This is a genomic window from Patescibacteria group bacterium (genome assembly GCA_040390045.1).
Lineage (GTDB): Bacteria > Patescibacteriota > Minisyncoccia > Phycocordibacterales > SIBU01 > SIBU01.
The window spans coordinates 83913-107866 of record JAZJZC010000002.1 but is presented as its reverse complement, the minus strand read 5'-3'; the positions used below and the strand labels follow the sequence as shown (position 1 = coordinate 107866).

The 23954-nt window shown below is 43.7% G+C and carries 28 protein-coding genes, 3 tRNA genes and 1 other RNA gene; 14 read left to right on the top strand and 18 right to left on the bottom strand.

Translation table 11 applies throughout. The features are described 5' to 3' along the window. Positions 1–2 precede the first annotated feature (2 nt). Positions 3–797, bottom strand: coding sequence for a hypothetical protein (locus tag V4467_02470; GenBank protein MES2087835.1), 795 nt, complete (start codon positions 795–797; stop codon positions 3–5). A 132-nt stretch (positions 798–929) separates the two neighbouring features. Next, complete coding sequence (locus V4467_02465) at positions 930–1502, bottom strand: DUF2585 family protein (protein MES2087834.1); 573 nt, start codon at positions 1500–1502, stop codon at positions 930–932. Positions 1503–1588: 86 nt separating this feature from the next. Here V4467_02465 and V4467_02460 point away from each other — a divergent pair, with 86 nt between their 5' ends. The 7 genes from V4467_02460 (at position 1589) to V4467_02430 (ending at position 7995) form a co-directional block, all read left to right on the top strand. Continuing rightward, a complete protein-coding gene (locus V4467_02460; GenBank protein ID MES2087833.1) occupies positions 1589–2824 on the top strand; it encodes a GspE/PulE family protein in 1236 nt (411 codons plus the stop codon). Positions 2825–2827: 3 nt separating this feature from the next. Continuing rightward, entirely contained in the window at positions 2828–3913 is a 1086-nt protein-coding gene (locus V4467_02455; GenBank protein ID MES2087832.1) for a type II secretion system F family protein, read from the top strand. 7 nt (positions 3914–3920) lie between these two features. After that, positions 3921–4427: a type II secretion system protein gene (locus V4467_02450; protein ID MES2087831.1), complete on the top strand. Its 507-nt coding sequence runs from the start codon at positions 3921–3923 to the stop codon at positions 4425–4427. Further along, entirely contained in the window at positions 4415–6400 is a 1986-nt protein-coding gene (locus V4467_02445) for a hypothetical protein (protein MES2087830.1), read from the top strand. The genes V4467_02450 and V4467_02445 overlap by 13 nt, the downstream gene beginning before the upstream one ends. 8 nt (positions 6401–6408) lie before the next feature. Continuing rightward, the gene (locus tag V4467_02440) at positions 6409–6909 is read left to right on the top strand and encodes a type II secretion system protein (GenBank protein ID MES2087829.1); all 501 of its coding nucleotides are present in this window, start codon (positions 6409–6411) and stop codon (positions 6907–6909) included. Next, positions 6906–7397, top strand: a complete 492-nt coding sequence (locus tag V4467_02435; GenBank protein ID MES2087828.1) for a hypothetical protein — start codon at positions 6906–6908, stop codon at positions 7395–7397. Before V4467_02440 ends, V4467_02435 begins: the two co-directional genes overlap by 4 nt. Positions 7398–7488: 91 nt before the next feature. Beyond that, positions 7489–7995 (top strand): type II secretion system protein, encoded by a 507-nt coding sequence (locus V4467_02430; GenBank protein MES2087827.1) that lies wholly within the window; start codon positions 7489–7491, stop codon positions 7993–7995. A 58-nt stretch (positions 7996–8053) separates the two neighbouring features. Here the strand turns inward: V4467_02430 and V4467_02425 are convergent, their stop codons facing one another. The 4 genes from V4467_02425 to V4467_02410 all read right to left on the bottom strand — a co-directional run bounded on the left by V4467_02425 (position 8054) and on the right by V4467_02410 (position 10253). After that, complete coding sequence (locus V4467_02425; GenBank protein MES2087826.1) at positions 8054–8629, bottom strand: hypothetical protein; 576 nt, start codon at positions 8627–8629, stop codon at positions 8054–8056. Between the two features lie 239 nt (positions 8630–8868). After that, positions 8869–8955: transfer RNA gene (locus V4467_02420), tRNA-Ser, on the bottom strand. 20 nt (positions 8956–8975) lie between these two features. After that, on the bottom strand, positions 8976–9878 hold the full coding sequence (locus V4467_02415) for an META domain-containing protein (GenBank protein MES2087825.1): 903 nt from the start codon (positions 9876–9878) through the stop codon (positions 8976–8978). Between the two features lie 84 nt (positions 9879–9962). Continuing rightward, positions 9963–10253 carry a hypothetical protein gene (locus V4467_02410; protein MES2087824.1) on the bottom strand — a complete coding sequence of 97 codons (291 nt, stop codon included), beginning with the start codon at positions 10251–10253 and terminating at the stop codon, positions 9963–9965. Positions 10254–10419: 166 nt separating this feature from the next. Between V4467_02410 and V4467_02405 the strand changes: the two genes are divergently transcribed. Both V4467_02405 and V4467_02400 read left to right on the top strand, forming a co-directional pair. Continuing rightward, on the top strand, positions 10420–10902 hold the full coding sequence (locus V4467_02405; GenBank protein ID MES2087823.1) for a DUF2975 domain-containing protein: 483 nt from the start codon (positions 10420–10422) through the stop codon (positions 10900–10902). A gap of 4 nt (positions 10903–10906) precedes the next feature. After that, entirely contained in the window at positions 10907–11110 is a 204-nt protein-coding gene (locus tag V4467_02400) for a helix-turn-helix transcriptional regulator (GenBank protein ID MES2087822.1), read from the top strand. 132 nt (positions 11111–11242) lie between these two features. On the opposite strand, the gene V4467_02395 is transcribed toward V4467_02400, so the two are convergent. The 6 genes from V4467_02395 to V4467_02370 all read right to left on the bottom strand — a co-directional run bounded on the left by V4467_02395 (position 11243) and on the right by V4467_02370 (position 14527). Beyond that, positions 11243–11944 (bottom strand): hypothetical protein, encoded by a 702-nt coding sequence (locus tag V4467_02395; GenBank protein MES2087821.1) that lies wholly within the window; start codon positions 11942–11944, stop codon positions 11243–11245. 19 nt (positions 11945–11963) lie between these two features. Continuing rightward, a complete protein-coding gene (locus V4467_02390; GenBank protein ID MES2087820.1) occupies positions 11964–12758 on the bottom strand; it encodes a TIGR02391 family protein in 795 nt (264 codons plus the stop codon). Positions 12759–12762: 4 nt separating this feature from the next. Beyond that, the gene (locus V4467_02385) at positions 12763–13269 is read right to left on the bottom strand and encodes a hypothetical protein (GenBank protein MES2087819.1); all 507 of its coding nucleotides are present in this window, start codon (positions 13267–13269) and stop codon (positions 12763–12765) included. A gap of 2 nt (positions 13270–13271) precedes the next feature. Further along, positions 13272–13595, bottom strand: a complete 324-nt coding sequence (locus V4467_02380; protein MES2087818.1) for a hypothetical protein — start codon at positions 13593–13595, stop codon at positions 13272–13274. Positions 13596–13603: 8 nt separating this feature from the next. Continuing rightward, positions 13604–14086 carry a hypothetical protein gene (locus V4467_02375; GenBank protein MES2087817.1) on the bottom strand — a complete coding sequence of 161 codons (483 nt, stop codon included), beginning with the start codon at positions 14084–14086 and terminating at the stop codon, positions 13604–13606. A 352-nt stretch (positions 14087–14438) separates the two neighbouring features. Further along, positions 14439–14527, bottom strand: a tRNA-Ser gene (locus tag V4467_02370). Between the two features lie 301 nt (positions 14528–14828). Between V4467_02370 and V4467_02365 the strand changes: the two genes are divergently transcribed. Continuing rightward, the gene (locus tag V4467_02365; GenBank protein ID MES2087816.1) at positions 14829–15248 is read left to right on the top strand and encodes a cytochrome b5-like heme/steroid binding domain-containing protein; all 420 of its coding nucleotides are present in this window, start codon (positions 14829–14831) and stop codon (positions 15246–15248) included. A 41-nt stretch (positions 15249–15289) separates the two neighbouring features. Further along, positions 15290–15697: a hypothetical protein gene (locus tag V4467_02360; GenBank protein MES2087815.1), complete on the top strand. Its 408-nt coding sequence runs from the start codon at positions 15290–15292 to the stop codon at positions 15695–15697. On the opposite strand, the gene V4467_02355 is transcribed toward V4467_02360, so the two are convergent. Both V4467_02355 and V4467_02350 read right to left on the bottom strand, forming a co-directional pair. Further along, the gene (locus V4467_02355; protein MES2087814.1) at positions 15694–15879 is read right to left on the bottom strand and encodes a hypothetical protein; all 186 of its coding nucleotides are present in this window, start codon (positions 15877–15879) and stop codon (positions 15694–15696) included. The two genes, V4467_02360 and V4467_02355, sit on opposite strands and share 4 nt — an antisense overlap. Before the next feature lie 195 nt (positions 15880–16074). Continuing rightward, on the bottom strand, positions 16075–16419 hold the full coding sequence (locus tag V4467_02350) for a hypothetical protein (GenBank protein ID MES2087813.1): 345 nt from the start codon (positions 16417–16419) through the stop codon (positions 16075–16077). Positions 16420–16521: 102 nt separating this feature from the next. On the opposite strand from V4467_02350, the gene V4467_02345 reads away from it, so the two are divergent. Next, the gene (locus V4467_02345) at positions 16522–18684 is read left to right on the top strand and encodes an ATP-dependent DNA helicase RecG (protein MES2087812.1); all 2163 of its coding nucleotides are present in this window, start codon (positions 16522–16524) and stop codon (positions 18682–18684) included. 166 nt (positions 18685–18850) lie between these two features. Here the strand turns inward: V4467_02345 and V4467_02340 are convergent. The 4 genes from V4467_02340 to ftsH all read right to left on the bottom strand — a co-directional run bounded on the left by V4467_02340 (position 18851) and on the right by ftsH (position 22769). Then, positions 18851–18923 (bottom strand) — tRNA-Ile (locus V4467_02340). A gap of 85 nt (positions 18924–19008) precedes the next feature. Further along, on the bottom strand, positions 19009–20172 hold the full coding sequence (locus V4467_02335) for a hypothetical protein (protein ID MES2087811.1): 1164 nt from the start codon (positions 20170–20172) through the stop codon (positions 19009–19011). Positions 20173–20318: 146 nt separating this feature from the next. Continuing rightward, the gene (locus tag V4467_02330; GenBank protein MES2087810.1) at positions 20319–20705 is read right to left on the bottom strand and encodes a hypothetical protein; all 387 of its coding nucleotides are present in this window, start codon (positions 20703–20705) and stop codon (positions 20319–20321) included. A 129-nt stretch (positions 20706–20834) separates the two neighbouring features. Beyond that, on the bottom strand, positions 20835–22769 hold the full coding sequence (ftsH, locus tag V4467_02325) for an ATP-dependent zinc metalloprotease FtsH (protein MES2087809.1): 1935 nt from the start codon (positions 22767–22769) through the stop codon (positions 20835–20837). A gap of 118 nt (positions 22770–22887) precedes the next feature. On the opposite strand from ftsH, the gene smpB reads away from it, so the two are divergent. Together smpB and ssrA are read left to right on the top strand one after the other, a co-directional pair. Next, positions 22888–23331 (top strand): SsrA-binding protein SmpB, encoded by a 444-nt coding sequence (gene smpB / locus V4467_02320; protein MES2087808.1) that lies wholly within the window; start codon positions 22888–22890, stop codon positions 23329–23331. Positions 23332–23377: 46 nt separating this feature from the next. Next, positions 23378–23779, top strand: a transfer-messenger RNA (tmRNA) gene (ssrA, locus tag V4467_02315). Positions 23780–23954 lie beyond the last annotated feature (175 nt).

The window sequence follows — 23954 nt, the reverse complement described above, 5'->3', positions numbered from 1 at the left end:
GATTAAAATTGAACTTCTTTTTTAACAATAAATTTATTAACAGTCGCATTGGAATTAACCCCTTGATTAGAGGCTTCGTCTTTCATAAATTGTTCAAGTATCTTTTGATTGATCGCGTTATTTGATTTCAGACTACCCATAAGTTCCTTTTTTGATACAAGGTATCCTAACTGAACTTGGGCAACTCCTCCAGCAGATTTTGGAGAAACATAGCCATATTCTCGAGACTCATCAGCAAGAAATTCAATCGTAACAATGTTGGAGCCAACGTGGAGAGCTTGTGTAATCACCTTCATCGGAGCAGTGCCAATTTTCTCATCACCATACTGAAGATTCACCTGATAGGTTCCTGCCTGCGTTACAGAAATAGGAACAAGTATTTGCAATTTTTTGAACAAAGAGACTGTAATTAATTGGCCGTTGATACCTTGTTTTTCGGAAAATGGTTCTTGCGTTTCAAAACTAACATCGCCAATCGTTGCATAATTTTCATAGTGCGGTTCTGTCGAAGTAATTGCTCCGGCTTCCGTACTTGCCTCTTTAGTTGCGGAAAGAGTTGCCACGTAAATTGAAACTAATCTTGTGACAGAGAAAAAAGCCCCTCCTGCTAGACATAGAAGCGATAGCCAAAAAATTAACGCTGCCCGTTTTTTATTTTTCTCTACGTTTTCAGTATCAGACTCAATTCTCGTACCAATTTTTGATCCGATGTATGAAAAAATAATTACGCAGGTCAAAAAAATAATGAGAGGGCCGCCTATCATCGGTATAAGCGGAGCATTGCCTCCAAATAACATGAGTCCAAAAACAGCGAAAAAAAAATCGGCACTGTTACAACCAAAGAAACTAAACCTAAAGCCGCACCGATAAAAAGGCCTGAGAATTTATACATTTTTTCTATTCCCATAACAAATATGTTGGATTATTTATTAATGCCCTTCCGATTGCCAATTTTTAATAGATTCCTGCGGCGCCACCAGCATAATGACATTTAGCGTTAAATTATCCCTCACCCAAAACAAACAACCAACCTCCATGATAATAATAAGCAGAATGCTCACCCAAACTTTCACGCTTCGTGAAATCAAAAATCCTATGCCCGCCATAATAATATCGGAAACCGAATTGAGCACGCTGTCCCCGACATAGCCAAGCGAAATTGTAACTGCTCGATAGCGATCAACAATGATCGGAGAATTTTCCAAAAGCTCCCAGCCGGCTTCCATTAAAAGCGCAAGAACAAATCGATATCTCGCCGGAACCCGCCGCGCCACCAGCCACAAAAAAGCGTAAAACAACATGCCGTGAATAATGTGCGAGAACGAGTATGCATCCGCCACTCGTTGAGAACTTTCCGAACCCCAAACATTTCCATCCCACCAACCAAATTTTCCGTCTGGTCCCCAAGGCGAGCGCCCAGTCCACAACTCAATTCCCGCGGTCACCGCCAAAATTAAGAGCGAAAAAAGAAAAACGTACTGATATTTTCTGAGAAAATGCATAGCAAAAGTATACCATAGTCGCACCTCGCTGATTTAGTAATATTTTAGTTGTTGTATACTGACAACTTTTATATTACACTAAAATCATGCCTCTCCCCTCTTCAGAAAAAATTGAACGTGTCGCCCAAGAACTTCTGCGCGGAGAAAATCTTTCCATTATCAATCTATTCGCCGGCCTTCTCGAAGAAGCGCACGGCGCCCGAGTTTCCGATATCCACATTGATCCAAACGTTGAAAGTGTTCGAATCCGTTTTCGAATTGACGGCGTCTTACAGCACGCGCACGACTTTCCCAAAAAAATTCACTCCGAAATTATTTCGCGAATTAAAGTTTTGGCACGTCTGCGAACCGATGAACATCAGGCAACTCAAGACGGGCGTTTCAGACACATTTTTTCAGATACCAACGAAATCGTGGACATCCGTGTTTCGATTGTGCCGACCTACCACGGCGAAAATGCGGTGTTGCGTCTGCTCTCCGACCGCGCTGAAAATTTCAGTTTGGAAAACCTCGGCTTCAGTAAAAATGACATCGAGAAAATTTCGACCGCCATGAAAAAAACCAGCGGCATGATTCTCTCAACTGGTCCAACAGGTTCGGGTAAAACCACGACACTTTACACCTTGGTCAAAATGCTGAGCACACCGGAAGTTTCGGTCATTACTATTGAAGACCCAATTGAATACGCTGTTTCAGACATCGAACAAATTCAAGTCAATGCTCAAACAAAACTTTCCTTCGCCAACGGCCTACGATCCATCCTCCGCCAAGATCCAAATATTATTATGGTTGGTGAAATCAGAGATGCCGAAACCGCAACCGTCGCCGTCAACGCCGCCCTGACGGGGCATCTCGTGCTCTCAACTCTCCACACAAACGATGCCGCCACCACCCTTCCACGCCTTTTAGATATGGGCATCGAAGAATACTTAATTGCCTCAACGGTAACTTTAGCAATTGGACAAAGGCTCGTCCGGAAAATCTGCCAGCACTGCGCAAAAGAAGTTACATTGCCAACCGTGCTAGAGAAAAATCTTGCGGGCACAACGCTTGAAAAAATTTTGAGAGATAGCAAAAAAATACGCCGAGGCGCCGGCTGTATGTCCTGTGGCAACAGCGGTTACCGCGGCAGAATTTCCATCAACGAAGTACTTGTGGCAGATGACGCAATTAAAGAGGCCATCATCCGTCGAGCACCAGCAAGCAAAATTAAAAAAATTGCAACAGCAGAAGGCATGACCACCATGATGGAAGACGGCTGTAAAAAAGTGGCGGAGGGCATCACCACGCTCGAAGAAATTTTACGCGTCGTTCATGAATAAAATATGAAATTTATCAAAAAAATCTGGCTTTCTTACTTTCGGCCTCGTCTCTCAGTCAAGGAGCAAACTTTTTTGATCAAACGATTGTCATTCTTAATAAGCGCGGGTGTGCCACTGCACGAAAGTCTGTCGATGCTCCTTGAACAAACACGATCAAAGAAACAAAAAATAATTTTGAAAGCCATTTTAGACGACATTGGAAATGGACTCTTTCTCTCAACCTCACTTTCCATTCAAGAAAACGCCTTCGGGGAATTTGCCATCAATATTATACGCATCGGCGAATCCACGGGACTCTTGAGCGAAAACCTAAGTTACCTGGCGGACGAGCTTCGCAAAAAACAAATCTTGAAACGAAAAATTATCGGGGCTTTTATCTACCCCGCAATTGTCACCCTCGCCACGTTTGGTATTACGATTTTCTTAATCCTCTATTTGTTTCCCAAAATCATGCCGGTGTTTGCGAGCTTACACATCAAACTTCCCCTCTCGACGCGAATCGTGATTTTTATAAACAAAATGGTTACTCATGACGGATTTTTAATTTTAGGAATCCTCTTCGTATTATCAATTGTATTTTTTATCGCTCTCAAGAAAATTCCACGACTTCATTTTTATTTTGATCTCTGCATTCTAAAAATCCCAATCATTGGCAAAGTGATCGAGCACTATAATTTGGCCAGCGCCACCAGAACTCTCGGAATTCTTTTAAAGAGTGGCATTACGATTTCCGAAGCCCTGCCTATTTTAGTAAACACCACGAAAAATCTTGTTTACCGGAAAGAATTTCTAACCTTGGCGCTCGTCGTTGATCGCGGAGAAAAAATGTCTGAGCATCTGAAAACCAAACGAAACATTTTTCCTGATGTTGTCTCGCAAATTATTTCAGTCGGAGAACGCAGTGGTAATTTATCAAATTCTTTAACCTATGTTTCCGAATTATACGACGGAGAAATTGATGATTTCACTAAAAATATATCGAGCATTATCGAACCGGTGCTTATGATTTGCATGGGACTTGTGGTGGGTTTTATTGCGATATCAATCATTACACCGATATACAGTATCACCCAGAACTTACACCCTTAGAGCTCATATGTTTGGCGAATTTCTTTTTACGATGAAATACAAACGAGGAATCACTCTCATAGAAATTATTATCGTCACTGCGCTTCTTGGTGTCGTAGCTTCACTCGGTTTATTTGTCAGTACGCGGGATTACCAAAATTCTTCTTTCCGTAACCAACGAGACATGCTGGTCTTGGCCCTTCAGCACTCTCGAGCACAATCCATGCACAACGTCTGTCTTGGCAATTGTACCGACGGCGCGGCTCACGGCGTCCATTTGGAAATAAGTTCCGGAAAACTTTTGAAATTAATTATGTTTCAAGGAAAAATCTACAACACGACTGACTCACTCAACGTTCCAATTGACGTTGGTAAAAATATTTCTCAAGCAATCGACGCCACCGGACCGGTCGATATTTATTTTGAACAACTCTCAGCAGATGCAAATCCGGCAAGCATTATTCTCTCAGATGAAACTAGCGCATCATCAACAATAACCATCGGCAGTGAAGGACAAATTTCATGGACCAACTAACCCCCAACCAAAGAGGTTTTAGCACTTTGGAAATCATGATCGCGCTGGCGATCATGAGCACCGTAATTTCTTCAGTCATTATGGTTTCTTTCGGTAATCAAAATTTTTTAATCGGCGCACAAACAAACTCCGAGGCTTTAGGAGAGGCGCAAAAAATTTTGGAAGAAGCGGCGGCCACTGCTCGAAAAGATTTTCGAATGGTTAATCCATCTTCCGCCACCACAACCCCAGACGGCTATTACAAAATTTGGACGGACATCAACTCGCCCACCACAAACAATTTTCTGACAAAGGAGGTAACCGCGCATGTCAGCTGGACTGATGACAGCAAAATTTCAAGACATGTCGAAATGTCGACCCTCGTCAGTAATTTTGAAAATGTTTCAAGTGGTGATACCTGCAATTCGTTTCTCTCAGGCAATTGGAAAAATCCCACGGTCACCAATTTTTCTCTCGGAAATTTAATTGGCGATATTTCAAATGCCTACCCAATCACTGATCTCGATGCGAGCAACGGAAAATTGCACGTAACGGTAAATCAATCGAGCCAAAATCTCGGACCAAAAAATGCCGGAACAGGAAACGACGATTCAAGTGTCGGGAGCCTACCGTGGAACAACCCAGAAAAAATTGTGGCAAGCGATAATGCTTCCGCAACCGCATCTATAAATGGCGCGATTTCCACTCACTATCTTTTAGCTCAAAATTTCGGCTTCACCATTCCACCCGGTGCCACCATTCTCGGCATCAAGGTGGAAATCGAACGCAGTCGAGGCAGCGCAGGAGCGGGTAGCGTTTTAGATAAAGAAATCAAAATTGTAAAATCAGATGGCACAATCGGCACCACAAACAAAGCCACCTTAAATCCGTGGCCGAGCGCCGACACCTACGCCGTCTACGGCAACAGTGGAGATTTGTGGGGAGAAACCTGGAGCCCATCGGAAATAAATAATTCGAACTTCGGCGTTGCTCTTTCGGCCATCGGATCCTCTGCTTCAACGCGCACAGCTTCAGTCGACCATGTCAGAATCACGGTCACCTACATAAAACAATTGTATATTTTTAATCTGGCAGATCCGAAAAATCCAACTTTTTATTCTGGTCTCGGTAGCAACTCTACAATCACAAGTGGTTTTAATACTCTCGCCACAGATGGACACTTCGCCTACGTCGCAACCGACTCTGGTCCCGCCAGCGGCCAACTGCAAATTATTGATGTCAGTGTCGATCCGGCAGAAGTTTTGAGCACCTACACAATTCCAACGGTTACCGGAAACGGCGGGCAGGCTTTGGGTAACAGTATTTTTTATAAAAACGGTTACGTCTATCTCGGATTAACAAAGACAAATAGTGGGCCGGAATTTAATATTATCGACGTGCGCGATCCAGGAAATCCAACGCTTGTCGGCGGCTACTCAATCGGAAGCGCGATCAACAAAATGTATGTTCGTGGAAACACGGCGTATCTGACCACCAGCGACCAAGCCAAAGAAATTGTGGTGTTAGATGTTAGCAATCCGAGCTCGCCAAATTTAAAATTTTTCTACAACGCCCTGCCCGAACAAAGCGGTTTCGGTTTTGGCAGAAGTCTCTACGTCGTCGGTGACCGCTGGTTTTTGGGCCGAACCTACATTAGCACCGCGCCGGAATTTATATCTTTGGATGCATCATCAACAATTCCGAAAATTTTACAAACGAAAGATGTCGGGCCAAATAGTAGTAACCCGTTTAGCCTCAACGGATTACTTGTGCGAGATTCGCTGGCCTTTTTGTTACTCGGAAGCGCAACCAAAGGTGGACAATTGCAAATCCTGAACGCCACTTCAACTGCCAGTTTCGCTCCCGCGATACCTTGGCCAAACAACACAACTGGCGTCGGAGGCGTGGCTCTTGATTGCGAAGGGAATTATTTGTACGTTGGTTCAGTCGATGCTAGCAACACAGGATATATTACAACGGTAACTAGTTCTTAAAAATTAAAATGACTCGAAAAAACTCTGGCTTCACATTAATAGAAACCCTTATCTACCTCGCGTTGTACGGAATAATTATCGGCGGCACGCTGGTTTCAGTTTTTAATATTTTTGAATCTCACAACCGAAACCAAGCAAAAGCCATGCTCGAGGAAGAAGGCGCGTATCTTATTGGGAAAATAGACTGGGCGCTTTCCGGAGCAAACTCAGTAGACACGCCCACGACCAACAAACTGGCAATCGAACGCGCGGAACTTCCAACCAACCAAAACCCTCTAACTTTTGAAATAACTTCGGGGAATTTAACGCTGACGCGCGGAACAAATTCCGGAGAAATTTTAAATAATAGCAATGTGAAACTACAAAATCTGACATTTACACATGTCACCCCTTCTGAAGAAAGCGTCCTTCCGGAAAGTCTAACCGCCACATTTATGCTCATCGCCAAAACTTCAGAAGGTTTTGAAATTTCCCGAATTTTTTCGTCCACAAAATATTTAAGAAAATGATTCTAACTTCCCCGCAGAAAAACAAAGGCTTCATAGCACTCATGTCGACCATTATTATTTCAACTATTTTGATGGCGATTGTATTCACCACAAACATGTCGAGTTTCTACGCTCGCTTCGACGCGCTTGACGGAGAATTTAAACGTAAGGCTTTTGCCTTAGCAGAATCCTGCGCCAACGAAACATTGCTGAGATTGGCTAAAAACTATTCTTATGATCCGACAACTGATCCGGATTTTGTGACTGGAAAAGGCTTGCCCATTAGTATCGAAGATGGTGAATGTTTGATTGTTTCAGTGCTCCCGCCCGCCCCGCGGGCGGGAGCACTGAGCGAAATTACCATCATCACCCAAGGAATCTACAGAAATACTTTTAGTAACTTGAAAGTTGAAATCACCACCTACAATCCGGGAATAGCAAGCATGATTGTTCCTACGCCTCCGAACATCGACGTGAAGTTGTGGACTGAAATCTCCGGTATTGAATGAGAGATTTACTACTTTTGTTGTCAACAGGTAACAACTTGAATTAAATAGTGGTGGGTGTAGAGTATTCTTATTATTAGTAAAAATATTGTGTATGAAAAAACTTTTTTCAAAATTCAATATAAAAAGTGCGCCCACAAAAAATTCGGGTTTCACGCTTATTGAAATTTTGGTAGTCATCGGCATCATCGCAGTCCTAGCCACCATCGTCATGATCGCGATTAATCCCGCGAGGCAATTTGCTCAAGCGAGAAACACGCAAAGAACAAGCCACGTCGAAACGCTTCTTAATGCAATCGGACAACACATTGCGGACAACAAAGGAGTTTTTCTTGGCGGCACTCCCGCCTGCCCCGCTCTTACCGCCTCGACAACAAGAGAGCATATCGATTCTGGATCAACAGGAACTGGAATTGATCTTTCATGTTTGACGCCGACGTACATTCCCGCATTACCAACCGATCCTGATACAACATATTCTGTTGCGCCGTACACAGGTTATGACATCAGTGTCGATGCCAACGGAAGAATTACGGTGTACGCAAGTAAGGGGGTCGAGCCGGCGATTGCTGGAAGTGCGGAGATTTCGATTACAAGATAAGTTTACACTTTAGAAAAATCACCAGCCTAACCGACTGGTGATTTTTAGTTGCTGATAGTCAGGCCGCCTCCTTTTCTTTACAAGTTTTTATAAAAATTACCATAATTGAATTGGTAACGATCATTGATATTGAATGAAGCATGGTCGCTACGTTGTAAGAACCCAAAGTTGCCAATATTAAAAAATGTCTTAACACATTACTTCCATACAACAGTGGAGTTTCACTTTTTGGAAAGCAGTAGGTTTTACGAAGGGTTGGAATAAAAGCAATAAGATCTATCGAAACAACCGTTATGACAGAAATAGTAGGATCTTTAGTGATAAACCACGGGATTAAACCCAAAAGAGCGAAAACTAGGAAATAGTTGTCTACCTTTGGAGGATTTTTAAATCCATACTTTAAAGATAGTAAAAATATAATTATTGTAAAAATTTCTGAAACTCCTGTGGCAATTACCGCTATTCCACCGCCTTTTGCAAGCTGTCCAAAAAAGACAACACAGGAAACTATCGTCCAGACAAACCAAGTATAGGGATGAGGTTTCACCCTGCCCTTAACAACATCTAGTACGTAAGGAATATTTCCTAGTAATGCTAGCAGACAAGCAATTACGACTAAAGATATTTTTATCACTAATGAAGTATAACAGAATTAAAATCAGTTAGCGGGGAGTGAGATTCGCCCGCGGGTAAATTTTCGTTGCGGAGAGAGCGAGTTCGACCCTTACAGGGTCAGTACCCCGATTGGTTTTTCTGGTACGCTTCGCTTCCAGAAAAAGCTCAATCGGGCTTCGAATCTCGCGCGAAAGCATTCCCATGCTTTCTTCTCTCCGCATAAGAAAATCACGCCCCAAAAGGGCGGATTTTCAAATGCGGAGAGAGCGAGATTCGAACTCGCGGACCTAATTAAAGGTCGACGGTTTAGTAAACCGTTGATTTAAACCACTCATCCATCTCTCCATTCAAATAGCCTGTCAGGGCTATTGAAAAATCACCGAACCGCTATCAAACTTGAGGTCAAGAATCAGTTGTCCTCGCGACGTAAAGTGATAACTACTCGTATTCTCAAGAAGTTTTAAAAATTCCGCTTCCTGTGATCCTTCACAATACATCTTCGTGGCAAAAATATTACTAAAGGTGATCGTACCATCTTTCGCAACATACTGCCCTCCTGCGCTGTTACAATCAGTCTTCGCTGTAAATTTACCGTCGCCTCCAAAGGTTAGAACAAAAACATCTGCGCGATTTGGTTTGATCTCTCGGGCGTCGTTATACAACACGGAAACCCAACTCCAAGGCTTCATAGTAAGTGTCATGTGTGCAGGGTCAGCTTCACCTTCAAAATTCTGTTCGACTATGCCAAATCTCAAGCTTTCAAGATCAAGTTTAAGCCAGATACTTTTAGCAACCGAAGGTGATGCAGTCATCGGCTCGTTCGGCTGTCGAACTGCAAAATTTACCACCAATATTCCGTCACTACGAATTTCTGTTGACTGTGGAGCAACCCTATCTCCAAGCAAAACTCCGTCCGTGCCATTGTAAGTATTGTTTGGAGTTTGAATCGCTCCGACAACATAAAAGAAAGTGCCGCTTCCACCTGTTTCTTGAGTAAGAATAAACGCAAGATCAGGAATGCCATCCTTGTTCAAATCCCCTTTCGCCTGATTGCCAAAATACTTGGTGACTATTTTTGAAGACGAACCTTCTTGTGCCACTTCAGATACGCCGTCAACAAGTGTGACAGACTTGTTCTCTATTAGAAACGTGGCGTCTTTGTAGTCTGTGGGACCCTGCTTCTCTTGATAGATATAATTATTCAAGTAAAAAAACCCAGCAACAAGAATGATAGCCACTACCACGACAATTGAAATAATTTTACGCATCTGTTTTAGTTAAAAATTTAATTTTGTTAAAGTGTGAAATAAGTATACTACAGCAATTGGGCAGAAAGTTAAAGGGGAAATAATCTAAACGTTGAAATAGAAAACCGGAGCACAGGCCGCAACCACCGCGACAACCTGAATTACTAAAACTACAAAAGTCTCTTTCAGTTTTTTCGGTAACCAATTAATGGCAAAAATAGTTATCATCACGACCTCTAAAACTAACCACAATTGAAAAAGGTGTGCGCCAGTTCCCTCATCCGCTTGCCGAACTAGAGGTCCAGAAAGCATCGGCACAATAAAAAATGACGCCAACATCGTCAACGAAAAAGCTATAGGCATCCAAGCGCTGGGTTTTTTAATTAGAGAATTCATGTACTCTTGTAACATAATGAACAGCTCGAATGTTTCAAGCTATGTAAAAATAACGATAAATATATATTGACAAACAATAAGTGATAAATTAAGATGTGATTTAGCGAAATCATGTCGGCGCAACGTCCATTGAGCGCCGGCTCTTATAATTTAATATAAATCTTTCATGAAAAAAAGTTCAACAATATTGCTTCAGGTGGTTATTGTGCTCATCGGCCTCGGCGCTCTTGCCTTTATGCTTTGGGAACCTCACATCGAGGGCAGAAATGTAAACGCTACCCTCTTTCAAATATATTTCAACGACCCATTCTTAGCGTGTGCGTATACAGCGTCCATCGCGTTTTTTGTAGCACTCTACCAAGCGTTCAAGTTGCTCGGATATATTGGAAAAAATAAAATCTTCTCAATAAATTCCGTGAGGGCTTTACAAATTATAAGATACTGCGCAATAACCCTCGTTGCTTTTGCGCTTGGAGCAGAGGCCTATCTATTTGTATTTCAGCGCGGTAAGGATGACATTGCGGGTGGTGTTTTCATGGGTCTTTTAATAATTGCTATCTCTGGCCTAGGCGCCAGTGTGGCCGCAATGTTTGAACGAATTTTGCAAAAAGCAGTGGACATAAAATCCGAAAACGACTTAACTGTTTAAAACCATGGCGATCATTATCAACATAGACGTTTATTTGGCCAAGCGAAAAATGAGCGTCACCGAACTCGCCGAGAAAGTTGGCATCACGATGGCCAACATTTCCGTTTTGAAAAATGGAAAAGCCAAAGCGATTCGGCTATCGACACTAGAGGCTGTTTGCAAAGCGCTTGATTGTCAACCGGGGGATATTTTGGAGTATAAAAGATAGGAGTTGATTGTCCGAAAAAGGATACAGAAATCAGAGCTTCTACAAAGTCCATCCAGACTGGTTCGAGGTGCCCAAGCCGAAGTCGGATAAGGGGCAAAACATCGTGGATTATCCAATAATTTAATCTCTGTGCTATAAATTATTCTTGATTTTATCGCTAATACTATTTGTCTTTCCAATAATTTTATTTCTCATCTCCTCAGTGATCTGAGCAATTTCTTTGTCTGCTTTCTCTGCGTTAGCAACAATTTCATCTAGTTTGTCTAGAGTTGAATTTCTAAAATCAGTTCCACTCATAATTAACTGCAAATTTATCTCGTAATTCTTGATTACGTTTATATTATCTGTTGCCATAGCACTCAACTTGTTTAACATTTCATTCCACTTCTCACATTCATCTCTAAAATATGTATCCGCATAAGCAGCAACTATCTGAAATCCATCGTCAATATCTCTCTTTGACAAGGTATCGTTAGAATCCATGAATACCTGTCTTTTCTTTATGGCATCCTGATGGCTTTTTAGAGTTTTGACGATAATGTCACTTTTTTGCTTAATTGCGATCAGTTTGCTTATTATTGCTAAGCCATTATTTCTTACCGATTCCCAAACATTTATGTTGTAGGTTAGCTTCCTATCTTTTGTATTCTGCCAAATACTGACCATCAAGGTAATGACTGTTAAGAATCCGAGTACAAAGTTCGCTTCAATTTTTTGCTCAAAAATATAATCCCTGAGTGTCGGACATACCAAATATAGAATAAAAAGTAAAACAACAATTATTATCAATATCTCTATTATTTTCCCCTTTAAGATATTTTTTAGATCCTTCATGACTTAAAAAGTAGCTGAATTATTTTGAGCTTTTATCCACTAGTTTTGCCAGAAGACTGACAAAGGCAATAAATTCCAACGCCATCTCTGGGTCATCCTTGATAATCTTATGAGCGCGCGGATTGCGCAATCCAGCTACAGCTCCAGCAAACATCATCATAAATCCCCTTTGCTCATCTATATCAGAAACATCAACGAGTTTGTTAAATTTCAGAAGTGGATTTTTTGGACTAAAAACCGTCTCCATCAGCGTACTACCATCTTTGTCTTCAATGCCGCTACGCATTCGTACCAAAGCGTTGAGCGCTTTGGTTGCATCCTCCACAGCATTTGCATAGTGACCATCTCTGTATAGATTACCGACCGCACGCTCAATTTCGGGATGTAGTTCAAGTCCTTCATATGCTTTTAGAGTTTTTCCCGCAGAATTAAGTCCCGCATCTCCAAGTTCTTCAAGAAATCCTTTTTTGATTACTTCCAAATGAGCTTTAGCGGTAGCAATACCGCGACGTAACCCTTCGTGAATTTCATGAATTGGGGTTCGATGCATCATGTTCATTGAAGCAATATCCAAACGTGTAACTTGCCAATGGTAACGATCGTATTCCACTGTTCCCGCCCCAAAAACGGAAACCAGTAGTGCATCTAATGATTTCTCGAGTGCATTAATTCTTGCATCGCTTCGGTCAGTAATGGAATTGACATCGAAATTTTCAAGATCGGCTATCCTCCTGTCAATTTTAGGAATAGCTGCCTCCATTTGTTGATATGACAGATTTGCTTCTATTGGTTCGGGTTGTTTTCTCTTTACCATAAATTTATTTTGTGAATTCGCATTTACCCGAAGATACTATTGCTCCAGTTCCGAGTGTTGCAATATCAATAAATTCTCCTTTGTTGTCCCAAATATCTCCGGTGGCGACCTTGAACATCATTGCTTGACCTTGCGATGGAGTAAATTGGGTAAATTCTCCAGAAGTGGTTACTTCAACTGGGTATGGATCGCATCCTTTGGCATCGCACCTAAAATAGGTTGCACTCTCTGTTCCATAATCTACGAAATAATAAGTTGCTGGAGCGGAAGCTGTACAACTCCCCCCACCACAATCAAACCGACTTGTCGGGAAACAAGAAAGTTCCGCGATATCTACCATAGCAGAATGCTGTAGAGATTCTGTGTAAGCCGCTCTTAGTTCCTGGCTTGGCAAAATTGAATTTGTTCCAGAATTTTCTAGTTGGGAAGCTTGATTTTTTTGAGAGGTAAAATAAACCGTCGCTCCGAGTGCGATTATCAACACGATAATTATGATATTTTTCTTGTCCATATTTATTCAACAGTTAGACGACATACATTGAAACCATCTTTGCTTTTGCAACTAACTCCACATTCATAATCACCTCGTTCTAGATTTGGGTCACCCTTTGCGGCAGCTGAATCTTCAACCCAATCACGGCAAGCTTGGACCGAACCCACATCTATCTGACTTTCCCATTCGGATAAGTTGTTTGCATCTGGATAGTAGAAGGCATCGACCTTCTCCCAAGGTGCATTACTTTCTGACCAGAAAACGCCAGCCAGAAACGAAGGGGCGGCAGAAAATATCCAGAGTATAAGTACTATTCCTACGATCCATTTAATAGCTTTTTTCATATGCACCATCAATAATCCACACAGCTACCCATAGCAATTGTTCCTACTGGGATACCCAAAAGTGACATTGATTTTTCATAAGTTCCAATTCCTACATTTTTGTATATTGTATGCACGGTCAAATAAGGATCACCATCACCCTCGACAAACATCAACTTTTCATTTGTATCTACAACTTTCATAATAGGAACCTCAGAGATTGTTTGAGTAGAATCGATAAATTGTACTTTTGGTGTCTCCGAATCAATCCCGCTAAAAGTCATTATGATCGGGTTTGTTTCGGGTTTAGGTAACTCGTGTGTTATTTCACCGCTCTGGTAACTTGCGTGTAAGACTCGAGGGTAGGTACAAGTGATATTGCCCGATGCAGAGAGCGCTGTATCGTAGTGGGGTTGATTAACCGAAGTTGCAGGAGAATTAGGCGAGAACACGAGCCAGGCCAAGACCAGGACGAGAACAATGAGTATTATGAGTGCGATATTTTTCTTCATAAATTTGTTTTTATTAAATTGGCCACAAAACCCTTATTCTACTTCGGTTCAAACTTGGTAATCTGGCGGAGAGGGAGGGAGTTTCTCCCGCGACTCAAAATTTTCCGTCGAAAATTTTGGTCTGGGCACCAGCTCGCGAAATTTTTTAGTAAAAATTTCGCTCCGCTGTTCGAATCGAGATTCGGTCACAAGTTACTAAGTCTTTTGTTGTCCGCCGCGGCGGACCAACAAAAGCCTAAGTACTCGCGACCCCGACTCATCCGCCGAAGGCGGATTCCGTCTTTCGAATCCCTCCCTCTCCACGCAATGATGAGCCGCGCGAAAGTCATTTAGACTTTCTTGCGGTTCATTGCGGAGAGGGAGGGATTCGAACCCTCGGAGCCTTTTAAGGGGCTCACAGCTTTAGCAAAGCTGCACATTAGACCGCTCTGACACCTCTCCAATATTATGTATTTAATTATTTTATGCCTCGTTTCAAAACTTCCGTTGCAGCTTTAAAAGCTGCACATTAGGTCACAAGTATTCGCCTACTGGCGAATCTCGCGACCCCGCCTCGTCCCGTCGGACTCCGGCCTTGAATTGCTCCAAGCCTTCGCAATTCAACACTCTGACACCTCTCCGTGAAAAGCTATCAGCTACTAGCTTACAGCTTGAAGCTTCAGATTACCACAACGTTTTGACTTTTTCTAATAGAAAAAGTTCTGGTATAATCAAAGTATTAACCAGTCATACTATTTAAATTATGGAACCAGAACAACAACCAACACAATCAACCGGCGGGTCAAAATATATTATCGGTCTTGTTATCGCGGCAGTCATCGTGGTTGGCGTTAGTCTCGCCAGTGTTAAAAAAAGTAATCAAGTGACTCCGACCGAGCAAACGCCTGTGGTAGCAACTTCGACCACAACTTCCACCGAAACTCCAAAAACATTTACGCTTGCAGAAGTGGCAACGCATAATAATGACAGCAGTTGCTATAGCGCCATTCGCGGCTCAGTCTACGATCTCACTTCGTGGATTTACAAACACCCAGGAGGTTCTGCCAGAATACTTTCAATTTGTGGCAAAGACGGCACAAGCGCTTTCACCACTCAACACGCAGGAGAACCTCGACCAGAAGCAATGTTAGCGTCATTTAAAATTGGAGAGTTAGCGAAATAGAGAAGAAGTAGGTTAGATAGTAAGTACGTTAGAAATTAATTATGGAAAAAATATCAACACAAGAAGGACGAGAAAAAATAGCATGGCTGGTTTTGAGAATCGGCGTGGCATTTTGTTTTTTGTACGCTGGCATTGGAGGATTTGTTAATCCGCAAGCGTGGATCGGCTGGTTTCCAAAATTTATGAAGGATATTATTCCAGGACTTCTCCTTCTCAAAATGTGGGGCGTCTACGAAATTATCACCGCGCTTTGGATTCTTTCCGGAAAATATATTTTCATTCCAAGTCTTTTTGCCACATTCTCTCTCGCAGGATTATTGGTGTTCAATCTCGGCTCTATGGATGTACTTTTCCGAGACGTCACTATTTTATTCGCTACCGCGACATTAGCCATTCAAAGTTTTCCTCCGAAGCTCTTGGAATATGTAACAAAAAATCCGGCGAATTAAATTCGGCCGGACGTAAATCGTTTTTTTCTCGCAGGTTTGAGTTTCCTAACACGAAGAGCCTTGCGACTCGACAAAATGTTCCGGCTCACCGGTCCCGGAGCTCGCGAATCATTTTTCAGTGCCAGAATATCGGCGACCAATTCCCTCTGCCAATCGGCAGGTGACCCGTGTGGTTTTGCCATAACTTTTTTCCTCCAAAAATCTAACTACTTTGGAGAATATATCAGCACTCCCATTGTATGTCTATAACCGCTTAAAAACTCAAGTACCTCACATACACTGATTGTACACGGCCGTGTACAATCAGTGTATGTGAGAATATTCGGATTCGGAAAAATGAACAAGAAAAAAGACAGTGAAATTTCACTGTCTCGAAATTACATTTGCTTTTGACGGCACGCTGGGAGCTTACCCCGCTCTACCAAAATGAGCTCGACGTGTAAAATTTTCTTGCCACCCTTTTTCTTTTCCTGGGCTAGTGCGAGATAGACCTCAGGATTAGTGACATCGATACCGTATTGAAAATACCGACCGAACACAGCGGCAATCCGGACAAATCCCGCATCAACAGGCTTAGGTTTCTGTGGAAACACTGGCCGACGCTTTCTAATGCCGACCGCGCGAACTATATCAGCGTCATATCTTGGTAGTTTGTCGATGTTCACTTTCGGCGCGCCGTTTGAAATCGCCGTGTGTCCTCCGTTGAGTTTCGCCTTATTCATTACTTAAAAATCAAACTTAACTCCAGCCATCCTACACAAAAACGCCACATAATCAAGAATTTTGCTATATTTCTGTCTCCCCTGCTCTGATAGAATAAAGCCATGTTGCAAACCGAAAGTATTGAAACTCAATTTCGACTGAGTAAATTTCAGAAAGAAGCGCTCAGGAAACTTGGCATTAAAACAGTGCTCGATCTGCTGTACCATTTCCCCACTCGCTATGGCGACACTTCGGAAATGAAAAATATTGCCAACCTCGTGGCTGGCGAGCAAGCGGTCGTTTTTGGAAAAATCTCAGGGCTGAAAACCGGCAAAGGTTTCAAAACTAAAATCAGTATGGCCGACGGCTGGGTTACAGACGACACAGGGAGGATTAAGGCAGTTTGGTTTAACCAACCATACCTCGCAAAAATGACCACGGAAGGATCGCTCGTACGCATCGAGGGTAAAATTTCGCAACGCAAGAAAACCCAAGAGCTCTATTTTAGCAATCCTAAAATTGAAACTGTCGACAAACTCCCAATTGGCGTCGGTGAAAATCTTTTCGGCGCAGAAGGAGAAAAACATGCGCTTTACCCGGTCTATCCTGAATCTCGTGGCGTCACGTCCAACTGGATTTTCCACGCGGTCGGGAAAATTTTCAAGTCTGGAATTTTAGAAAATTTTCCCGACCCGATTCCTACTGACATTCTCGAGAGATACAACTTACCGGGAATTAAAACTGCTCTAGTCTGGATTCACTCCCCTCTTAAAATTGCTGACGCGCAATCTGCCCGAAAACGTTTCGCCTTCGAAGAGGTATTTTTAATTCAACTGGGGAAACAGCGCGCTAAAAAGGCCTGGCAGAAAAATAAAAGTTTCGTGATTGAAAAATCGGCTGCAGAAATCGAATCCTTCACCTCTCGTTTTCCTTTCAAACAAACCGAGGCGCAACAAAAAGCCAACCAAGCCATTTTTGATGATTTTAAAAAAGGCCATGCCATGAGCCGCCTCCTTGAGGGTGATGTGGGTTCTGGAAAAACCGCAGTGGCAGCCACAACAGTGTATGCGGTAACAACCAGCAGACCAAAGGGGCAAAATTTTGGCGCATTGCAAACCGCGTACATGTGCCCGACCGAAATTCTCGCCACACAACATTTTGAATCATTTATAAAATATTTTTCTCATCTACCAATCCAAATTGCGCTTATCACCGGCTCGGGCTGTCGAAAATTTCCCTCGAAGGTCAATCCTGACGGCTGGACGGATATTTCCCGCACTCAACTTTTGAAATGGCTCGCGAACGGCGAAATTCCCATTCTTATCGGCACCCATGCGCTTATTCAAAAAGCCGTAAAATTTAAAAATCTGGCGTACGTTATTATTGACGAACAACACCGCTTCGGAACCGCTCAAAGACAAAAACTGGTTAGGAAAGATAACATCGCCCCTCATTTACTTTCCATGACAGCCACGCCAATCCCAAGAACCCTCGCGCTTACCATGTACGGGGATCTTGATTTAACCCTGCTCGACCAAATGCCAGTCGGAAGGAAACCGATCATTACTGAAATTGTTTTGCCGACCGCGCGAGAAGCAACGTACGAAAAAATTCGCCAAGAACTCCGCGCGGGCCGACAGGCCTACGTCATTTGCCCACGAATTAATTTACCTGATCCAAACAAAGAAAGTGCGATGATTGCCAAGTCGGTGATGGAAGAAGCAGAACGGTTGCAAGAAAAAATTTTCCCTGAATATGAAATCGATATTCTCCACAGCAAAATGACTCCTGACGCCAAAGATCGCGCCATGGAAAAATTTAAATCGGGCGAGACAAAAATTTTGGTAGCGACGTCCGTCGTGGAAGTTGGCGTAAACGTTCCTAACGCCACGGTTATTGTGATTGAAGGCGCTGAGCGCTTTGGTCTCGCACAGCTTCACCAACTCCGCGGGCGAGTCATCAGGAGCAACGACCAAGCCTATTGTTACGTTTTCGCGGAAGCTAAAACTTCTAAAACCGTTGACCGACTGAAAGCTGTCCAAACTGCCAAAAATGGATTTGAATTGGCAGAATATGATTTAAAATTTCGCGGAGCTGGAGAACTTTCTGGTGCCAAGCAGTGGGGCGTTTCTGATATCGCCATGGAAGCGTTACAAAATTTGAAAATGGTTGAAGCCGCGCGGCTGGAGGCTGCGCGGCTCATCGCTGATGACGAAACCCTCTCCCGCTACCCACTCTTGGCTGAAGCGGTTTCAAAGCGAGGTGAGGGAGTACATTTTGAATAATTGTGCGCGTGCTTGGACTCGGCCGCGACTCTAAACTCGCCGTCGCTCGTTTAGGTCTGGCCACCACCTCGTCTGTTTTTTCTGCTGAAAAAACATGACTCCGGTGTTCGAGCCCCTCCCGAAAGCTCCACAGGAGCTTCCTCGCGCGCACAAAATGACGCTCCGCTACGCGCGGAGGGACTCGAACCCCCGACCAGTCGAGTATAAGTCGACCGCTCTACCAACTGAGCTACGCGCGTATTTAAAACAATACTACCCCAAAAACAACCAAAAGAAAAACCCGCGCCAAAATTTGGAACGGGTTGTAGACTACATATAAAGAACTCACGAGCCATTCGCCCGAAGATGCCGGTCGAGCATGATGAGTGCCGCCAAAGCCTTAGGCTGAAGAACTTTCCCAGCCTTCGGATCGTGAACCAATTGGCGCGCATGCCGCAGTGGCAGAGCAAAAATGGCATCGACATCCTGCTCGGGATGATGATTCGATTCGACGACTTTTAGAAAGTCGCGCAAGGTACCAAAGAACTCGATGAGGGCAAGAATTTCAGGACTACCGGCGCGCGCGATTTCTCGCAAAAGTGCCAAGACAGTCACAGCGCAATCACTCCCGAGCAAACCCACCTCCTCATGCATCTCCCGATGAATTTCATCGACGACAAATCGAGCGAAGCCTAACCCTTCGATGTGTTCTCGGTCAAAAATGAAACCACCGGAAGTTGCGAGATTGATGCCCGTGTTAACTGACACACGCTGTCGGGCCCTGCGCCCAAACACCACGTAACCGTCAGAAGTGGTGATAATTGCGGCCATCCCAATCAAGTAACTCGCAACCGCATCGCCAAAACCGGGCAACCCGCCACAGTGTTTGTGAACCGCCTGCCTCACGGTGACAGTGCCGTAGCGTTTCTGTAGATCGAGAGCCAGGGACTCGAGTTCCTTGCGCCCCCTCTTACCGGCGATGAGTTCTGCCGCGTCTTTTTGTCGCTCCGACAATTCGAACCGCAAACCCTGCGAGTTCATAGTCGCGAACACTTCCTCGTAGGGCCCCGATCCCAGAATAAATGTGGGCTGACCGTCGACGAGATGTAAACCCCGCACGCAGGCGCAATGGTCCGACTTCGGAAAACGGAGGAGTTGCGCCAATTCTGCGAAACGTCGCACGTCTTGCATTGGTCGAACTAACCGCAGAGGTTCGTCGGAAATCGTAACCCGCGTGTGAGCAAACTCCCGCTGACCAGCGATCCCAACAAAATCTCCGTAGCGCTGATTTCCAACTTGCGGAAATACAAACGGCACAGAAACGTACCCGGGTCCGACAGCCTGACCAAATCCTGCAATTTCCTGCGGATACATTTGCAAGGGTTCCTGCGGATCGCCGAGAACAGCGGGAATGGGTGGATGTGAATCCCTAAACGCATGATTTAACGCATGCACTCGAAAAGAGTAGATTTCCCTACCGATTCGAAAATTTTTCTGAATAGTTTTCAAATTACCTTTCTTCCTCGTGGATCACCCAAGAGGTGGTTGATTTTTCTCGAGGCATACTATCACCTCGAGTCTGCATAGTGCAACAAAAACGTATGGAAAAAAATTACAAAAGAAAAACCGCTCTCGGGTGAGAACGGCTTGAGAAATCAGAATGCGAAAGATGCGGGGCGACCAAGAGTGTCGAAAAGAAATTCAGCGTCGCAATCCTCGGCTTCAACGAGCTCGCGCAAATTGCAACTCACGCGATTGATAATACCGAGATCGGTTCGGGAAACCCCAAGTTCGTCGGCGGCCGCAGTGGGAGCGTAGCGCAATTTAGAAGACCGAGGTTCGGCCTTAAAGTCACTTTCCAAATCTGTGCGCGGACGTCTTGTCCATTCCTGCCAAACGGCGGAGGTGGGATCCCAATGGTTTAGGCTACCGAGCTCAGGTCGAGGGCTACGGAAAACCACAAGTCCGTTGGTCCAAACCTCTGCTTTCCAGCCAAGGTCTACTAAATCGCCGCATGCGGCGAAAAATTGCTTTAGATTCATAAAAAACAAGGGGCAAATCTACCTTAGTTAACGCTCTACCTGTGTTGGATGTTACAACGCAAAAAGACTAAAGTCAACACAGAAAGGTCAACTTGTCTATAGCGCGATATTCAGCTGAAATTTGAGCACTTACCCAACAATAGTCTTCGCCTGAGGTACAATAACTTTTTTCTTTTTTAGAATAATTCCGAACGCCAAAATGATCGTTTCGTATTCGGCTTGTTCGATATTTTCCACTTCAATCAGTCGCTTAGAAATAGCATCGAGCGCTTTGCGATTGGTGTTCAAAATTTCTTCTGCCTTCACGCGAGCTTCAGTCATAATTCTTGAAACTTCAGCGTCAACTTCTGACCCAACTCGCTCTGAAAATTCTCGATCATCCATTCCCCTGCCAAACAATACTCGTCCGCCCGCGCCTTCGAGCGCCACTGGTCCCATCTTGTCCGACATTCCATACTTGGTAACCATATCTCGCGCCAGCGCAGTGGAAACTTGCAAATCATTCGATGGTCCCGTGGTCAAATCACCGAAAACCATTTTTTCCGCCACGTATCCACCGAGAGAAACCGCGATGTCATCGAGAAATTCTTTTCGTGACTGAAGTTTTCGATCCTCGAGTGGCAATTTCAATGTGTAACCCGCGGCCCGGCCTCGTGAAATAATTGAAATTTTGTGAACCGGATCAGCAAATGGCAAAACCGATGCCACGAGCGCGTGCCCCGCCTCGTGGTAGGCCGTAATTTCTTTTTCTTGTTCAGAAAGAATGTGACTCTTGCGTTCAGGACCCAACATTACTTTTTCAATCGAACGAATCAAATCAAACTGCGCTACTTTGGTACGATTTTCTCGCGCTGCCAAAATTGCGCCTTCGTTCATCAAAGAATACAAATCCGCGCCGGAAAATCCTGGGGTTCGCTCGGCTACCACCGACAAATTAACATCCTCTGCAAAAGGTTTTTTGGCCGAATGAATTTTCAAAATTTCTTCTCGATCAGAACGGTCGGGCAAATCAATGGTCACACGCCTATCAAATCTTCCTGGTCGTAAAAGCGCAGGATCTAGCACGTCAGGCCTGTTGGTTGCTGCCATGACAATTACTTTTTCATTTTGTTCAAATCCGTCCATCTCCACCAAAATCTGGTTGAGAGTTTGCTCTCGTTCGTCATTCCCTCCTCCAACACCTGTTCCACGCACCCGTCCCACTGCATCAATTTCATCTACGAAAATAATGGAAGGCGCGGCAGTTTTTGCCAATTTAAACAAATCACGAACTCGAGACGCCCCAACACCTACAAACATTTCCACAAATTCTGATCCAGAAATCGAGAAGAAGGCCACGCCGGCTTCACCTGCCACCGCTCTCGCAAGCAAGGTTTTTCCAGTTCCTGGCGCACCCATGAGAAGTACACCCTTCGGAATAACCGCTCCAATGTCGAGAAATTTTTTCGGGCTCTTCAGGAAATCTACAATTTCTTTCAACTCCTCTTTAGCTTCTTTAGCTCCCGCGACATCTTTAAAGGTTACTCGTTGTTTTTTATCTGAAGGAAATGTGATTCGAGCTTTCGATTGTCCGAAGGTAAAGGCTTGCATGCCAGAGCCTTTGACTTGGCGAGACAGATACCACACAAAAACCAAGATAAAAATAATTGGGAAAACAAACGGAGCGAGATTGAGTATCCAGTACCCGATTCCTGATTCCGATTTTACCTCAATCTGTAAGGTGTTTAATTTCGCGAGCGGTACACCATAGTTAACCAATGTGTCAGTAAGCGCTGTCCCCTCCTCTTTTTTTGATTCCTTAATTTCTGCATTTTTCAAATATTCAATTTCAAGCGCATCCCCTCGCACCGTAATTTTTGAAACTAATCCAGACGAGACATCACTGGCCATCTGCGAAATAGAAATTACGGGGGTCTTTGAAGCACCTTCAGTCAGAAAAGAATAGACGGTCATCAGTATCAGAAAAATAAAAAGGGTTGTAATCGCGTTATTCCAAAAACCTTTGGGCTTTGGCACGCCATTGTTCTTGGGATCTTTTTTGGAATTAAATTTAGGTAATTTCATATTTTTTAAAATTGAGATGTAAAGGCATTATACCTTCATTTAGATTTCTTTAAAAGAATCAGAGTACCACGAGAAATAATTTTGTAAAGAATCCGAATTTTGATATGATGACCGTACCATGTCATTGGTTTTGAATAAAAAAGTAGGCTTTGACTACGAAATATTGGAAAAATTTACCGCAGGCATCGAACTGCTTGGTTTTGAGGTGAAAGCTATTAGAAACAAACAGGGCTCACTTGAGGGTTCCTATGTTTCGATTCGTGGCGCCGAAGCCTTCCTCATCAACGCCAATATCCCTGCTTTTCAGCCGAACAACGCGCCGAAGGATTACGACCCCTTGCGAAATAGGAAGCTCCTGCTTACTAAAAAAGAAATTGCCGAGCTCGCTGGAAATGAAAAAAAGAAAGGATTGACAATCGTGCCTATTTCGATGTATAATACTGGCAGGAAAATCAAGCTAGATATTGCCATCGCGAGTGGTAAGAAAAAATTTGATAAACGCCAAGATCTCAAGAAACGCGAGGCAAAACGTGAGATTGAAAGAACTTTGAAATATCAATAATCGGCCGGCCTTTCGCCTAGAGAAATTTTCTCTAAAATTTTTCTAGGGGGATGACCGGCCTAGACATGTGACCAGCATCTTTATGCGCATTGTGGAACTCCAGTAATTCCTTAAACTGCTGGAAAAGTTAAGTGCAAAAAACTTACTTTCAAAAGCAAAACAACTTTCTCCGTATTTTGCGGGTAGAGACTTTGCTTTCGCTTACGCATTAGCCTAAGCGACGATTATTGTGCCAACGTCCGATAGGCACACATAAGCGTTCATACCTCGGAATCGAGTGTGTTCCCTTCTCGTAACACGCTTTAACCAAAGAGAATCGACACTGAAACATTTTGTTAATTTTAAAATTTCAGAGTTTAAAATCCGCAAGGATAAAAATTGACTAAACAATGTAGATCCAAAAAGAGCAATCATGTGCACGGGAGTTCAATTCTCCCCATCTCCACCATTAAACCACCGCCTGAGAAGGCGGTGGTTTTGTTTTGGTAATTCCAAAACTACCTTGAAAAGGTATTAGGTAGAGATGGGGAGAATTGAACCAAGAAAGGGTCGGGAAAACATTTGTTTTCCCGTGGCGGAGAGCAGTGAGTCTTCGAGCGTTGAGAACGGAGGAGTCCCCCGAA

Excerpts from the sequence above, each read along its gene's own strand:
- V4467_02470 (MES2087835.1), bottom strand. The coding sequence starts at position 797 with ATGTTATTTGGAGGCAATGCTCCGCTTATACCGATGATAGGCGGCCCT.
- V4467_02465 (MES2087834.1), bottom strand. The coding sequence starts at position 1,502 with ATGCATTTTCTCAGAAAATATCAGTACGTTTTTCTTTTTTCGCTCTTA.
- V4467_02460 (MES2087833.1), top strand. The coding sequence starts at position 1,589 with ATGCCTCTCCCCTCTTCAGAAAAAATTGAACGTGTCGCCCAAGAACTT.
- V4467_02455 (MES2087832.1), top strand. The coding sequence starts at position 2,828 with ATGAAATTTATCAAAAAAATCTGGCTTTCTTACTTTCGGCCTCGTCTC.
- V4467_02450 (MES2087831.1), top strand. The coding sequence starts at position 3,921 with ATGTTTGGCGAATTTCTTTTTACGATGAAATACAAACGAGGAATCACT.
- V4467_02445 (MES2087830.1), top strand. The coding sequence starts at position 4,415 with ATGGACCAACTAACCCCCAACCAAAGAGGTTTTAGCACTTTGGAAATC.
- V4467_02440 (MES2087829.1), top strand. The coding sequence starts at position 6,409 with ATGACTCGAAAAAACTCTGGCTTCACATTAATAGAAACCCTTATCTAC.
- V4467_02435 (MES2087828.1), top strand. The coding sequence starts at position 6,906 with ATGATTCTAACTTCCCCGCAGAAAAACAAAGGCTTCATAGCACTCATG.
- V4467_02430 (MES2087827.1), top strand. The coding sequence starts at position 7,489 with ATGAAAAAACTTTTTTCAAAATTCAATATAAAAAGTGCGCCCACAAAA.
- V4467_02415 (MES2087825.1), bottom strand. The coding sequence starts at position 9,878 with ATGCGTAAAATTATTTCAATTGTCGTGGTAGTGGCTATCATTCTTGTT.
- V4467_02410 (MES2087824.1), bottom strand. The coding sequence starts at position 10,253 with ATGAATTCTCTAATTAAAAAACCCAGCGCTTGGATGCCTATAGCTTTT.
- V4467_02405 (MES2087823.1), top strand. The coding sequence starts at position 10,420 with ATGAAAAAAAGTTCAACAATATTGCTTCAGGTGGTTATTGTGCTCATC.
- V4467_02400 (MES2087822.1), top strand. The coding sequence starts at position 10,907 with ATGGCGATCATTATCAACATAGACGTTTATTTGGCCAAGCGAAAAATG.
- V4467_02395 (MES2087821.1), bottom strand. The coding sequence starts at position 11,944 with ATGAAGGATCTAAAAAATATCTTAAAGGGGAAAATAATAGAGATATTG.
- V4467_02390 (MES2087820.1), bottom strand. The coding sequence starts at position 12,758 with ATGGTAAAGAGAAAACAACCCGAACCAATAGAAGCAAATCTGTCATAT.
- V4467_02385 (MES2087819.1), bottom strand. The coding sequence starts at position 13,269 with ATGGACAAGAAAAATATCATAATTATCGTGTTGATAATCGCACTCGGA.
- V4467_02380 (MES2087818.1), bottom strand. The coding sequence starts at position 13,595 with ATGAAAAAAGCTATTAAATGGATCGTAGGAATAGTACTTATACTCTGG.
- V4467_02375 (MES2087817.1), bottom strand. The coding sequence starts at position 14,086 with ATGAAGAAAAATATCGCACTCATAATACTCATTGTTCTCGTCCTGGTC.
- V4467_02365 (MES2087816.1), top strand. The coding sequence starts at position 14,829 with ATGGAACCAGAACAACAACCAACACAATCAACCGGCGGGTCAAAATAT.
- V4467_02360 (MES2087815.1), top strand. The coding sequence starts at position 15,290 with ATGGAAAAAATATCAACACAAGAAGGACGAGAAAAAATAGCATGGCTG.
- V4467_02355 (MES2087814.1), bottom strand. The coding sequence starts at position 15,879 with ATGGCAAAACCACACGGGTCACCTGCCGATTGGCAGAGGGAATTGGTC.
- V4467_02350 (MES2087813.1), bottom strand. The coding sequence starts at position 16,419 with ATGAATAAGGCGAAACTCAACGGAGGACACACGGCGATTTCAAACGGC.
- V4467_02345 (MES2087812.1), top strand. The coding sequence starts at position 16,522 with ATGTTGCAAACCGAAAGTATTGAAACTCAATTTCGACTGAGTAAATTT.
- V4467_02330 (MES2087810.1), bottom strand. The coding sequence starts at position 20,705 with ATGAATCTAAAGCAATTTTTCGCCGCATGCGGCGATTTAGTAGACCTT.
- ftsH (MES2087809.1), bottom strand. The coding sequence starts at position 22,769 with ATGAAATTACCTAAATTTAATTCCAAAAAAGATCCCAAGAACAATGGC.
- smpB (MES2087808.1), top strand. The coding sequence starts at position 22,888 with ATGTCATTGGTTTTGAATAAAAAAGTAGGCTTTGACTACGAAATATTG.